Annotated in this window: 12 protein-coding genes; 5 read left to right on the forward strand and 7 right to left on the reverse strand. The window is 70.2% G+C overall.

Annotated elements, in window-relative coordinates:
* Nucleotides 1–118: 118 nt before the first annotated feature.
* Entirely contained in the window at nucleotides 119–955 is an 837-nt protein-coding gene (locus FPJ27_RS27645) for a helix-turn-helix transcriptional regulator (protein ID WP_204423359.1), read from the reverse strand.
* A gap of 103 nt (nucleotides 956–1,058) precedes the next feature.
* On the opposite strand from FPJ27_RS27645, the gene FPJ27_RS27650 reads away from it, so the two are divergent.
* From FPJ27_RS27650 to FPJ27_RS27670, 5 genes are all read left to right on the forward strand, one after another.
* Nucleotides 1,059–2,558 carry an efflux transporter outer membrane subunit gene (locus tag FPJ27_RS27650; RefSeq protein WP_204423360.1) on the forward strand — a complete coding sequence of 500 codons (1,500 nt, stop codon included), beginning with the start codon at nucleotides 1,059–1,061 and terminating at the stop codon, nucleotides 2,556–2,558.
* 9 nt (nucleotides 2,559–2,567) lie between these two features.
* Complete coding sequence (locus FPJ27_RS27655; RefSeq protein WP_239483322.1) at nucleotides 2,568–3,935, forward strand: HlyD family efflux transporter periplasmic adaptor subunit; 1,368 nt, start codon at nucleotides 2,568–2,570, stop codon at nucleotides 3,933–3,935.
* Entirely contained in the window at nucleotides 3,932–5,470 is a 1,539-nt protein-coding gene (locus FPJ27_RS27660) for a DHA2 family efflux MFS transporter permease subunit (protein WP_072441108.1), read from the forward strand. The genes FPJ27_RS27655 and FPJ27_RS27660 overlap by 4 nt, the downstream gene beginning before the upstream one ends.
* A gap of 59 nt (nucleotides 5,471–5,529) precedes the next feature.
* Nucleotides 5,530–5,958 carry a hypothetical protein gene (locus FPJ27_RS27665; protein WP_072441384.1) on the forward strand — a complete coding sequence of 143 codons (429 nt, stop codon included), beginning with the start codon at nucleotides 5,530–5,532 and terminating at the stop codon, nucleotides 5,956–5,958.
* 86 nt (nucleotides 5,959–6,044) lie between these two features.
* A complete protein-coding gene (locus FPJ27_RS27670; RefSeq protein ID WP_204423361.1) occupies nucleotides 6,045–6,779 on the forward strand; it encodes an autoinducer binding domain-containing protein in 735 nt (244 codons plus the stop codon).
* Here FPJ27_RS27670 and FPJ27_RS27675 read toward each other — a convergent pair.
* From FPJ27_RS27675 to FPJ27_RS27700, 6 genes are read right to left on the reverse strand one after another with little or no spacing between them, the layout of a single operon-like run.
* Nucleotides 6,702–7,484 carry a glutamine amidotransferase gene (locus FPJ27_RS27675; protein WP_204423362.1) on the reverse strand — a complete coding sequence of 261 codons (783 nt, stop codon included), beginning with the start codon at nucleotides 7,482–7,484 and terminating at the stop codon, nucleotides 6,702–6,704. The two genes, FPJ27_RS27670 and FPJ27_RS27675, sit on opposite strands and share 78 nt — an antisense overlap.
* Before the next feature lie 21 nt (nucleotides 7,485–7,505).
* Nucleotides 7,506–8,150, reverse strand: coding sequence for a glutathione S-transferase family protein (locus FPJ27_RS27680; protein ID WP_072441112.1), 645 nt, complete (start codon nucleotides 8,148–8,150; stop codon nucleotides 7,506–7,508).
* Nucleotides 8,144–9,337, reverse strand: a complete 1,194-nt coding sequence (gene metC, locus FPJ27_RS27685) for a cystathionine beta-lyase (RefSeq protein ID WP_204423363.1) — start codon at nucleotides 9,335–9,337, stop codon at nucleotides 8,144–8,146. The genes FPJ27_RS27680 and metC overlap by 7 nt, the downstream gene beginning before the upstream one ends.
* Before the next feature lie 35 nt (nucleotides 9,338–9,372).
* Nucleotides 9,373–10,026, reverse strand: a complete 654-nt coding sequence (locus tag FPJ27_RS27690) for a pyridoxal 5'-phosphate synthase (RefSeq protein WP_204423364.1) — start codon at nucleotides 10,024–10,026, stop codon at nucleotides 9,373–9,375.
* An 8-nt stretch (nucleotides 10,027–10,034) separates the two neighbouring features.
* Nucleotides 10,035–10,937 carry a CoA ester lyase gene (locus FPJ27_RS27695; RefSeq protein WP_204423366.1) on the reverse strand — a complete coding sequence of 301 codons (903 nt, stop codon included), beginning with the start codon at nucleotides 10,935–10,937 and terminating at the stop codon, nucleotides 10,035–10,037.
* Nucleotides 10,938–10,986: 49 nt separating this feature from the next.
* Entirely contained in the window at nucleotides 10,987–12,129 is a 1,143-nt protein-coding gene (locus FPJ27_RS27700) for an acyl-CoA dehydrogenase family protein (RefSeq protein WP_204423368.1), read from the reverse strand.
* Nucleotides 12,130–12,200: the final 71 nt, after the last annotated feature.

Below are 12,200 nucleotides of genomic sequence, written 5' to 3' on the forward strand. Positions count from 1 at the left end.
ACACCCTCCACATGGCGTATTGAGCAACCGACCGGCCGGTCGCACGGCGACTATAGCGGCGTCGATGCAGGCGCAGTACTGGCAGGGGTGATAGGGGGCGACGCGCAGCCGCGTCGCACTACGGCTGTTTGCGCTTCGCGAAGTAATGCGCAGGCGAATCGCCGAACGCGCGGCGAAACATCGCGATGAAATTGCTCGGCGTCGCGTAGCCGAGCGCGTCCGCGATGTTGGCGACGCTGTCGCCGTTCGCGAGACGTTCGAGCGCGTGCGTGAGACGCGCCTGCTGCCGCCATTGCGCGAAGCTCGTGCCGGTTTCCGCGACGAACAGCCGGCTCAACGTGCGCGCGGACAAGCCGGCCCATTCTGCCCACGCTTCGAGCGTGCGGCTGTCGTGCGGCTGCCCGAGGATCGCGTTGGCGATCCGCAGCAGCCGCCGGTCGTGCGGCATCGGCAAGTGCAGCGGTTCGTGCGGCGCGCGACGCATCTCGTCGAGCAGCACGACGCTGATGCGCGCCTGCTCGATGTCGAGCCGGTCCTGGTCGGCCCACGACACCGCGCGCCGCACGAGCGCGCGCATCAGGTCGGTAATCGCGATCACGCAGGGCTGGCCCGGCATCCGCCGGCTCGCGGCCGGGGCGATCACGACGCTCCAGCCGCTCAACGCACCGCTGATGCTGACCTTGTGCTGCTCGCCCGGCGGAATCCAGCCCGCGCGATGCGGCGGCAGCAGCCACGAACCGTGCGGCGTGCGCACGTGCGCGAAGCCGCTTTCCACGCAGAACACCTGGCCGCGCAGATGACTGTGCCAGTCGACCTCGCGGGTGCCGAGCTGATACGCGTTGCTGCCGTCGTCTTCGCCCCAGACGGCGATCAGCGACGGGCCGTCCGCACGTTCGCTCGGATCGATGTCGGCGCGCTGTATGGCGCGCGGCGGAGAAGCATCACGGATGGGCATGGCCGGAATTCATTATTTTTTGTCTAAACAACATTATCAGCTTTGTCAGGGTGCGTCCAACAATGCATGTCGTGTTCAAACCGATACGAAGCAGAGGAATGCGATGCATGCAGCACTTGCTCCCTGGACACGCGATGCCGGCGCGCTGCGCGTCGTGTCGCGGATGGCCGTCGCCGCGGCGCTCGTCGTGCTCGGCGCGTGTGCGAGCCGCGACGGGCTCGCGCCCGCCGGCACGCTGCGCGGCGCCGATACGCTTGCCGCGTCGCGCAGCCTCGCGCATGCGCCGGCTGCCGACTGGCCGACCGCCGACTGGTGGCGCGCGCTGAACGATGCGCAACTGAATGCGCTGATCGACGAAGCGCTCGCCGGCAATCCCGATCTCGCAACCGCCGATGCGCGCGCACGCGAAGCGCAGGCGCTGGTGATCGAAGCGCAGGCCGCGCGCGTGCCGCACGTCGTCGGCCGCGCGAGCGCGAAGGGCGAACGGATGTCCGGCACCCAGTTCTCGGCGGGCGAAGGCGGCGGCTTCTTCAGCCACACGCGCGAGATGAATCTCGGCTTCAGTTGGGATCTCGATCTGTGGGGCGGCCGCCGCGCCGCATGGGAAGCCGCGCTCGGCGAAGCGCGTGCCGCGCGGATCGATGCGCGGGCCGCGCGCGTTTTGCTGTCCGTCAACGTCGCTCGCGCGTACGTGAACCTCGCGTACGCGTTCGATCAGCAGGACGTCGCGCGCGCCGAATACGAGCGCGCCGACGAGGCGCTCACGCTGACGCGCCAGCGCGTATCGAAAGGCATCGACAACGTCGCGCAACAGCGCCAGGCGGAAAGCGAGGTTGCGGCCGCGACGCGCGAGCAGGCGCGCGCGGCGCAGACGATCGACAGTGCGCGCATCGCGCTCGCGATCCTGCTCGGTGCGGGCCCCGATCGCGGGCTCGAACTCGTGCGTCCCGCGCCGCTGCCGGCCGCCGCGCTGGCGGTGCCGGCCGATCTGCCGGCCGCGCTGCTCGGCCGGCGCGCCGACCTCGTCGCCGCGCGCTGGCGGGTCGAGGCGGCGAGCCGCAACGTCGCAGCCGCCCGCGCGGAGTTCCTGCCGAACGTGAGTCTCACCGCGCTGATCGGGCTCGCGACACGCGGCGGCGCATCGCTGTTCCAGGCCGCGTCGCGCACCTACAACGTCAGTCCGGCCGTGAGCCTGCCGATCTTCGACGGCGGCGAGCGGCGCGGCGTGCTGCGCAGGCGCGATGCGCAATACGACCTCGCGGTCGCCGGCTACAACAAGACGCTGATCGGTGCGATCGGCGAGGTGGCCGACGATCTGCACCGCCTGCGCTCGCTCGCCGTGCAGGCCGACGCGCAGCAGCTTGCGTTCGACTCCGCCACCGATGCGTGGCGGCTCGCGGACGCGCGCTACCGGGCCGGCGTCGGCAGCTACCTCGACGCGCTCGTCGTGCGCCAGCAACTGCTGATCGCGAGCCGCGAGGTCGCCGCACTGCGCGCGCAGCGCGCGGACCAGTCGCTGCAGCTCGTCGCCGCGCTCGGCGGCGGCTTCCGCGCCGAGCCGGACGACGCCGCGCTCGCCGCCACTCCTTCCCACCGTCCTTGACATCGAACCATGAGCAGCGACAACACCATGCAGACTCCCGCGCGGCCCGCCGCCGCCGATCCCGCCAGCGCCCGCCAGAACCCGGCGGCCGACCACACCGGTGCGCCGCGCGCACCGGGCGGCCCGGACGCGCGCACGCAACCGGCACCGGGCGGCGCCGCACCCGCGACACCGCCGCCGCCCGCGCGACGCAAGCACCTCGTGCGCGCGCTCGTCGCCGTGTTCGCGCTCGGCATCGTCGGCTGGGGCATCTGGTACGTGCTCGTCGGCCGCTGGTACGAAGCCACCGACAACGCATACGCGCAAGGCAACGTCGTCGAGCTGTCGCCGCAGGTGACGGGCACCGTCGTGTCGATCGACGCGGACGACGGCAACCTCGTGCGCGCCGGCACGCCGCTCGTCCGTCTCGACGCGAGCGACGCGCAGATCGCGCTCGCAGCCGCGCAGGCCGACCTCGCGGCAACGGTACGCAAGGTGCGCGGCCTGTACAGCAACGAGCGCGGGCTCGCGAACAGCATCGACGGCGCGCGCGCCGAACTCGACGCGCGGCGCATCGCGCTCGACAAGGCGAAGGCCGACTACAGCCGCCGCGAGGATCTCGGCCGCTCCGGCGCGATCTCGCGCGAGGAGCTCGCGCATGCGCGCGATACGCTGACGTCCGCGCAAAGCGCGTACGCGGCCGCGCAAAGCGCGCTCGCGACGTTGAGCGAGCAGCATCAGACGAGCAAGGCGCTCGTCGACGACACCGCGGTCGCGTCGCATCCCGACGTGCAGGCCGCGGCCGCACGGCTGCGCGCCGCATACCTCGCGCGCGCGCGCACCGACATCGTCGCGCCCGTGACCGGTTATGTCGCGAAGCGCACGGTGCAGGTCGGGCAGCGCGTGTCGCCCGGCATGCCGCTGCTCGCGGTCGTGCCGCTGCGCGAACTGTGGGTCGACGCGAACTTCACCGAGAAGCAGCTCGAGCACATGCGCATCGGGCAACCGGTCGAACTGACCGCCGACCTGTACGGCGACGCGGTGCGTTACAGCGGCCGCGTGCAGAGCCTCGGCGTCGGCACCGGCAGCGCGTTCTCGCTGCTGCCCGCGCAAAACGCGACCGGCAACTGGATCAAGATCGTGCAGCGGCTGCCGGTGCGCATCGAACTGACGGACCCGGCCCAGCTCGACGCGCATCCGCTGCGGATCGGCCTGTCGATGCACGCACGCGTCGACCAGCACGACCGCAGCGGTGCGATGCTGTCGCATCGCGAGCAACGCGCACCCGTGTTCCGCACCGACGTGTACCGCGACGAGCTCGCGCGCGCCGACAGCCTGATCGCCGACGTCGTGCATGCGAACCAGCCCGCGGCGGTGCGCACGGAGCGTGTGCGATGAGCGGCCCGATGGCGGCCGCCGATGCCGGCTTTCGTCCGTCGAGCGTCGCGCTGACGACCTTCGGCCTCGCGCTCGCGGTCTTCATGCAGGTGCTCGACGGCACCGTCGCGAACGTGTCGCTGCCGACGATCGCCGGCAACTTCGGCGTGAGCACGACGCAAAGCGCATGGGTCGTCACGACGTTCTCGGTCAGCAATGCGATCGCGCTGCCGCTGACCGGGTTTCTCGTCAAGCGCATCGGGCAGGTCAGGCTGTTCGTGTGGGCGACGCTCGCGTTCACGTTTGCGTCGCTGCTGTGCGGCCTCGCGCAAAACCTGCCGCAACTCGTCGCGTTCCGCGCGCTGCAGGGCCTGGTGGCCGGGCCGATGATCCCGACCACGCAGGCGCTGATGCTGTCGATCTACCCGCCGCAACGGCGCGGCTTCGCGCTGTCGATGATCGCGATGGTCACCGTCGTCGCGCCGATCGCGGGCCCCGTGTTCGGCGGCTGGGTCACCGAGCATTACTCGTGGCGTTGGGCGTTCCTGATCAATTTGCCGATCGGCGTGTTCGCCGCGATGTGCGTATTCGCGCAGATGCGTGCGCGCGTCGAGACGACCGTCGCCGCGCGCGTCGACTACGTCGGCCTCGCCGCGCTCGTGGTCGGCGTCGGCGCGCTGCAGATCGTGCTCGACAAGGGCAACGAAGCCGACTGGTTCAACTCGACGTTCATCGTCGTGATGTCGGTGGTCGCCGCGTTCGGCATCGCGCTGTTCCTGATCTGGGAGCTCAACGAACCGAACCCGATCGTGAACCTGCGGCTGTTCGCACATCGCAACTTCGCGGCCGGCACGCTGACGCTCGTGCTCGCGTATTCGGCGTTCTTCGCGGTCAACGTGATCGTGCCGCAGTGGCTGCAGCGCACGCTCGGCTACACCGCGTTCTGGGCCGGGCTCGCGGTAGCGCCGATGGGCGTGATCCCCGTGCTGATGACGCCGTTCATGGGCAAGTACGCGCCGCGCTTCAACATGCGCGTGCTCGTGTGCTGCGCGTTCGCGATCCTCGGCACGTCGTCGTTCCTGCGCGCGGGCTTCGTGCCGGACATCGACTTCACGCACATCGCGCTGATCCAGCTGCTGCAGGGCCTCGGCCTCGCGCTGTTCATCATGCCGATCAACAGCATCCTGCTGTCCGACCTGAAGCCGGACGAAATCGCCGCCGGCTCCGGCCTGTCGACGTTCCTGCGCACGCTCGGCGCGAGCTTCGCCGTGTCGATCACGTCGTTCCTGTGGGACCGGCGCGCGATCCTGCATCACGCGCAGCTCAGCGAGCACGTGAGCGCGTTCGATCCGGCCGTGCGGGCCGAAGTCGCGCGGCTTGGCGGCGGCGATCCGCAGCGCGCGGCGACGCTGCTGAGCAACCTGGTCGATGCACAGGCCTACCAGATTTCGTTCAACGACGTTTCGTTCGCGCTCGGCTGCGTGTATCTCGCCGTGATCGCGGTGGTGTGGCTCGCCCGCCCGCCGTTCGGCCCCGGCGCCGCCGCGAAACGATGAAGCGGGCGCTGCGCGGCCCGTTCCGACCCATGCTGTTCAATTCGATGGAGGTTGACCCGATGCATACCCACCACGCTGGAGAAACGCCGTCCGACCTGGCGACGCTTGCGGTGTTCGACGTCACGGAATTTCCGCTCGTCGTCGTGCGCAACGATGCGATCGCGGCCGGCTACGCGCAGCGCTGGCTCGACGACATGCACACGCTGATGCGGCACGGCGAGCCGTTTGTCATGATCTTTCCGCCGGCCCGCCCGGACGAACCGCACGACGACCGCAAGGAGCGCGGCATGTGGCTCAAGCAGAACCGCGCCGCGCTCGCCGAGGTCTGCCGCGCGCTCGTCACGATCGAACCGGACCCGAAGGAACGCGCCGCGGCCATCGCGAACGCGGCCGGCATCGAAAAGGCGTTCGGGATTCCGCTCGACGTGACGGCTTCGCTCGAAGACGCGAAGCAGGCGGGCCGGCGACGCCTGACCGAGGCGCTCTAGCGCGGTCCGTTCGCGCGCAACGCCTCGAACCGGTTGCGCAAGTCCGCCTGAATGCAGATTCCAACTAGATAAACGGGGTGGCTTGTATGAATGGACTGGATTGTCTGAAATGGTTGGTACCCGGCGACACGGACGCGTCATGGCAGCGGATGACCGACGCGGCCGCCGGGATGGGGTTCGACAAGGTCGTGCTGATCGTGTTGCCGTTTACCGGCGCGTCGTTCGATCTCGCGCGCAAGTGGAGCAGCGGCGTGCCTGGATGGACGGCGCTGTACCGGCAGCGCCAGTTCGACCGCGTCGACCCGATGCTGCGGCATTGCTTCCGCTCGGCGCTGCCGCTCGTCTGGGACGACGCGCTGTTCGCGCTGCCCGAGCAGCGGCCGTGCTACGAAGCGGCGTCCGCGTACGGCATGCGCAGCGGCGTCGTGCTGCCGGTGCGCGGCGCGAAAGGGGAGGTCGGCATGCTGTCGTGCGCAAGCGCGGACGACCTCGGCCGTACGCGCGAGCGCTGCGACCGCCATCTCGCGGCGCTGACGCTGCTGCGCGACATCGCGTGCGAAGCGATCGCCGACACGCGTTGCCATGCACCGCCCGACAGCGTGCCGCGGCTCAGCCGGCGGGAAGTCGAATGCCTGCGCTGGCACGCGGCCGGCAAGACGTCGTGGGAAATCGGCCATATCCTGAACGTGACCGAGTCGTGCATCAATTTCCACTTCATGAATATCCGCCGCAAGTTCAACGTGTCACGTCGGCACGAAGCCGTGCTGCGCGCGGTCGAGTGGGGGCTGATCAGCATCTCCGACGTGACGGTGCCCACCTGATGCGGGTGCGCCCGCGAGCCAGCGATCGAGAAACGCGCTGAGCCATGCCGCCGTCGCGCGGTCGTGCCGCAGGCCCTCATTTGCCTGCGTCGCGAGATCCTGCGCGCCGGGCGCCGACAGCTTGTGCGCGGCGGCCGTGCTCCAGCGCCGCATCATCGGATAGCTCACTTCCGGATGAAACTGGACGCCGTACGCGCGCGGCCCGTAACGAACGGCCTGGTTCTCGAAATGCTCGCCGGTCGCGAGGATCTCGAGCCCGGCGACGCGCTCGAAGCCCTCGCGATGCCACTGGTAGACATGCGACGGCCATGAACCGAGCCGTCGGCCGGCGGGCGTCGCGGCGATCGGCCAATAGCCGATTTCCGCACGCCCGTCCCGATGCGCGCTCACACGGCCTCCCAGATGGCGGATCATCATCTGCGCGCCGAGGCAGACGCCGAGAAAGGGCGCGGCCTCGCGCAGCGGCACCCCGATCCAGTCGATCTCGTCGCGCATCCAGCGATCGCCGTCATTCGCGCTCATCGGGCCGCCGAACACCACGGCGCCCGCATGATCGGCGAGCGTCGCCGGCAACGGATCGCCGAGCGGCGGGCGCCGAATGTCGAGCGGATGGCCGCGGGCCGCGAGCAGCCGCCCGATCCGGCCGGGGCTCGACTGTTCGCGATGCAGGACGATCAGGATCGGACGAAGTGCAGAGTGCGTCATGTCGTGTGATTGAGTAGGAAGTCAGCCCGGCTGGCCGCGCAGCGCGTCGAACGACACCATCACCTGTTCGCGGTAGGCGGGCCGTCGGCACAGGCGGGCGTACCAGGCCTCGACGTGCGGCAACGGCGGCCGCTCGACGTCGAGCGAGAAATAGCGGAACAGCGTCGCGCCGGCCGGAATGTCGGCCAGGCCCGGCGTTGCGCCGCCCAGAAAAGGCTGCGTCGACAACAGCCGGTCGAGCAGCCGGTAGTGCGTGGCGCTGCGCTCGGCCTTGTCGCGCACGATCGCGTCGTCGCGCCGCTCCCGCGGCGTTCGCACCAGCGCCCAGAACAACCCGGTCATCACGTCGGGCTCGAGCGAAGTCTGCGACCAGTCCATCCAGCGCTCCGCGCGCGAACGTGCGAACGTGTCGCGGCACCAGAACGGATTGTTCGGCACGCGCGCGGCGAGATAACGCAGGATCGTGTGCGACTCCCAGACGACGTCGCCGTCCCAGTCGATCACCGGGATCCGGCAGGTCGGGTTCAGCGCCGCGAACGCGGGGGTCTGCAGCGAGCCGTGCTCGCCGCCGGCCGGGATGTGCCGGTACGGCAATCCCAGCTCGCCGATGAGCCACAACACCTTCTGCACGTTGAACGACGTGCGGCGGCCCCAGACGGTCAGCATCGCGCGGCATCCCCGCAGGCACCGGCATCCGCGCACGCCGCATAGCGGTCGAGACCGGCGGCGAGATCGGCGATCAGGTCGTCGGCATCCTCGAGCCCGATGTGCAGGCGCACGCCGCGGCTGCCGGGCGGCCAGCGCTCCGCGAGGCCGTGCGCGCCCAGCTCGAACGGCAGCGCAAGGCTCTCGTAGCCGCCCCACGAATAACCGAGACCGAACAGCGTCAGGTGGTCGAGAAACGCTTCGATCGCGTGCCGAGGCGCAGGCCGCAGCACGATCGAGAACAGCCCCGATGCGCCGCCGAAATCGCGGCGCCACAGCGTGTGGCCGTCGTCGCCGGGCAGCGCCGGATACAGCACGCGCTGCACCTCGGCGCGCGACGCGAGCCAGCTCGCGACCGCGAGCGCGTTGCGCTGGTGCTGCCGCAGCCGCACGCCGAGCGTGCGCAACCCGCGCAGCGCGAGGTAGACGTCGTCGGGGCCCGCGCACAGACCGAGATCGCCGTGCAGTTGCTTCAGCGCGGGCCATGCGCGCTCGTTGGCCGATACCGTGCCGAGCATCGCATCCGAATGCCCGACCAGGTACTTGGTGCCGGCCTGGATCGACAGGTCGATGCCGAACGCATGCGGCCGGAAGAAGAGCGGCGTGGCCCAGCTGTTGTCCGTGATCACCAGTGCGCCGTGCGCATGCGCGAGCCGGACAAGCGCGGGGATATCGTGCATGTCGAACGTATAGGATCCCGGAACTTCGACGTACAGTGCCCGCGTGTTCGCGCGGAATGCGGCTGCGACGGGCGTGCCGGCGTCGTACCAGGTCGTCTCGACGCCGAGCCGCGCGAGCACGCCTTCGCACGCATGACGCACCGGGCCGTAGACCGATGCGGTCATCAGCAGGTGATCACCGGGTTTCAGGCAGGACAGCAGCGCAAGCGTGCATGCGGACAACCCCGACGGACACAGCACCGCGCCGGCGCCGCCTTCGAGGCTCGTCACCGCGCGCTCGAGCGCGTCCGTCGTCGGTGTGCCGCGGCGGCCGTAGATATACGGCTGCGTACGGTTCAGCAGATCCGACACCGTCGGGCTGAGCACGGTCGACGCATGGTAGACGGGCGGATTGACGAAACCGTGCCACGCGGCGCTATCGCGGCCCGCGTGCGCGAGCCGCGTGTCTTCGTGCAGTCGGTCATGCATGACGTCGCGCGGCTGCGACGCGTGTGCGGCGGACTTCACGGCCATAGCGCGCACCGTTCCCAGCGCTGACCGGCGCGACGGTAGGCCTGCCGCGCGAAGCGCCGCGCGCTGTCTGCGCGCCAGAATTCGGCTTCGTCCGGCGCCAGTGCGTACAGGTGCCAGTCGTCCGATGCGAGGGTCGGGTCGGCGGCCAGCCGCGCGAGCTGCGCGTCGATCGCGCGCGTCAGGTCGGCGGGATCGTCGAGCCGTTCGCTTTGCCGTCCGGCCAGGATGCTCGCGCGCGACCGCTCGGGGCGGCCCGCGAAATCGGCGCGGCCTTCGGCGGCCGGCAGCCGTTCGACCGGGCCGCTCAGCCGGACCTGGCTCGCGATCGCCGGCCAATAGAACGTCAGTGCGGCGTACGGCCGATTTTCGAGCTGGCGCCCCTTGGGGCTGCGCGTGCTCGCCGCGAAATGCCAGCCGCGCGCGTCGACGTTCAGCAGCACGACGGAGCGCGCGTCGGGCCGTCCGTCCGGGCGGACCGTCGACAGCGTCATCACCTGCGGTTCGAGTGCCCCGGCGGCGACGGCCTCGTCGAGCCAGCGCTCGAACTGCGCGTGCGGCGTGTCGGGCCAGTCTTGGGCGGGCACGTGGGGCGCCGCGTGCGCGAGTGTTTTCAGCGCCTTCAGGCGCGTTGCGATCGTATCCATGGCGTGGCTCATGCGATGCCGAAGCGGGTCGCGCGGCCGATCAGCCGATGCGCGGCGAGATAGTCGGGGACTTCCGCGAGGAAACCGTCGACGACGGCCGCGGCGACGCGGCGGCCGCCGGATTCGCGCCGCGCGGTGTCGAACGCGTCGATCACGCGGCGGGCGAGGGCGACTTCGTCGGCCGTCGGCGTGAGCACGCGATTGACGACCGGCACGAACTGCGCGTTGACGATCGCTTTCGCCTGATAACCCAGGCCGCGCGACACGCGCATGTCGAGCTCCGCGCCTTCGTTGTCGGCATAGCTGTACGGGCAGTCGATCGCCGTGACGCCGACCGCCGCGCATTCGACGCGAAAACGCGAGCGCACATAGTCGAGCTCGCGGCCCGCGCGCGTGCGCTCGGCGCCCATGTCGGCCACCATGTCCTCGGTCGCGACGAGCACGGCCGTCACGCGCGGGCTCGAACGCGCGATCGCCATCGTGTTCACGAGGCCGAGCGTCGTCTCGACGTTCGGCACCAGTTCCGTCGAACCGGGCGCGATATCGTATTCGCGCTCGAAACGCGTCACGGCTTCGTCGAGCGCGACGACCTGCTCGGGCGTCGCGACATACGACATCATCACGATGTCCGGGCGGCCGCGCATCGCGGCGCGCAGGTCGTCGATCCCGCCCGCGTCGAGCGGGTTCACGCGCACGGACGCCAGTATGCCGGCGTCGCGCCAGCCCGCGAGCACGCGCTCGCTGAGCTCGCGCGCAGCCGGACGCCGGTCGGGCGGCGTAAAGGTTTCGAGTTCCTGGATCAGGACGTCAGCGCCGCTCGCGGCGCCGTCAACGAGCGCATCGTGATCGGCGCCGGCGAGAAACAGCCAGGAGCGGCGCAGGCGGGAAGGGCGTCGGTTCGTCGGTGTCATGCGTGGTTTCCTGTAGGGCGCGTGTTACGCGTATCGATGGCGCGGGCGTTCAGCCGGCGCGCATCATCTGGTTGAAGATGTTCTTGCGATGCATTTCCTCGGTCCCGCCGACGCTCATGAAGCCGAGCGCGTCCGATGCGAACGCGGCCACCGGCCCGGCCTGGTAGCCGAGGCTGCCGTACAGCCGCACGAGGCCGAGCGCGCCGTCGACGAGATCCTGTGCGCCGACCAGCTTCGCGATCGAGCAGGTCATCAACGCGCGCGGGTGATCCGTCAGCAGCTGCGCGAGCGCGCCGCGCGCGAGCCACGTGCCGCGCTCGATGCCGATCTGCAGGTCCACGAGACGACCCTGCACGTACTGATGCGCGTCGATCGTGCTGTCGAAGCTGCGCCGGTCGCGGCAATAGCCGATCGCGTCGCGCAGATACGGCGTGGTCACCTGCGCGGCAACGAGGCCGTAGTAGAGGCGGCCGAGCGAAATGATGTCGATCAGGTTGCCGAGCCCCGCACCGGGCTCGCCCAGCAACTGGCTGCGCGCGATCGGGCAGTCGTCGAAATGCAGCGCGCCGGTGGGCAGATCGTCGAGGCCGAGCTTGCGGTCGGGCGCGGCGACGGTCATGCCCGGCTGGTCGCGATCGACGATCACGAGCGCGGTATTGCGCCGGCCGGGCGTATCGATGCGCGTGACGACGAGGATGAAGCGCGCGAGCGGCGCATGCGCGATGTTGAATTTGCTGCCGGTCAGCCGATAGCCGTCGCCGTGCTCGACCAGCTTCGTCGCAATGCTGCGCACGTCGGTGCCCGTGCCCGGTTCGGCAATCGCGGTCGCGCTCAGCTCGCCGCGCAGGATCGCGCCGAAATAGCGGTCCTGTTGCGGCGCCGTGCCGTATCGTTCGAGCGCGCGCACCATGCCGGCCTGCGCGATCACCGACAGCAGCAGCGCCGGGCGGCGGATCGCCGACGCAAGCCCCTCGAGCGCCGCGGAAAAGTGCCACCAGCCGTGACCGTCGCCGCCATACGTCTCCGGCACGATCATGTCCCACAGTCCTTCCTGCCCGAGCCGCGCCCAGCCGGCTGCGTCGAAGCCGACAGGCACGCTGCCGTCGTGCTCCGCGGCAGCGGCGATCTCCGCGCCGATCCCGCGAAAACGCGCGAGCGTCGCATGCTGTTCCTGCGTCCAGTCAAATGGCATCTGTCGTGTCTCCGGTCGAAGCGGCGCGGCCTTCGACGGCGCGCCAGCGATGTCGACAAGATTACGGGGGC

It is taken from the genome of Burkholderia sp. MS455, assembly GCF_016899445.1.
GTDB classification, from domain to species: Bacteria; Pseudomonadota; Gammaproteobacteria; order Burkholderiales; family Burkholderiaceae; genus Burkholderia; species Burkholderia pyrrocinia_C.

Excerpts from the sequence above, each read along its gene's own strand:
- FPJ27_RS27690 (WP_204423364.1), bottom strand. The coding sequence starts at position 10,026 with ATGGATACGATCGCAACGCGCCTGAAGGCGCTGAAAACACTCGCGCAC.
- FPJ27_RS27650 (WP_204423360.1), top strand. The coding sequence starts at position 1,059 with ATGCATGCAGCACTTGCTCCCTGGACACGCGATGCCGGCGCGCTGCGC.
- metC (WP_204423363.1), bottom strand. The coding sequence starts at position 9,337 with ATGCATGACCGACTGCACGAAGACACGCGGCTCGCGCACGCGGGCCGC.
- FPJ27_RS27645 (WP_204423359.1), bottom strand. The coding sequence starts at position 955 with ATGCCCATCCGTGATGCTTCTCCGCCGCGCGCCATACAGCGCGCCGAC.
- FPJ27_RS27695 (WP_204423366.1), bottom strand. The coding sequence starts at position 10,937 with ATGACACCGACGAACCGACGCCCTTCCCGCCTGCGCCGCTCCTGGCTG.
- FPJ27_RS27665 (WP_072441384.1), top strand. The coding sequence starts at position 5,530 with ATGCATACCCACCACGCTGGAGAAACGCCGTCCGACCTGGCGACGCTT.
- FPJ27_RS27700 (WP_204423368.1), bottom strand. The coding sequence starts at position 12,129 with ATGCCATTTGACTGGACGCAGGAACAGCATGCGACGCTCGCGCGTTTT.
- FPJ27_RS27675 (WP_204423362.1), bottom strand. The coding sequence starts at position 7,484 with ATGACGCACTCTGCACTTCGTCCGATCCTGATCGTCCTGCATCGCGAA.
- FPJ27_RS27670 (WP_204423361.1), top strand. The coding sequence starts at position 6,045 with ATGAATGGACTGGATTGTCTGAAATGGTTGGTACCCGGCGACACGGAC.
- FPJ27_RS27680 (WP_072441112.1), bottom strand. The coding sequence starts at position 8,150 with ATGCTGACCGTCTGGGGCCGCCGCACGTCGTTCAACGTGCAGAAGGTG.
- FPJ27_RS27655 (WP_239483322.1), top strand. The coding sequence starts at position 2,568 with ATGAGCAGCGACAACACCATGCAGACTCCCGCGCGGCCCGCCGCCGCC.
- FPJ27_RS27660 (WP_072441108.1), top strand. The coding sequence starts at position 3,932 with ATGAGCGGCCCGATGGCGGCCGCCGATGCCGGCTTTCGTCCGTCGAGC.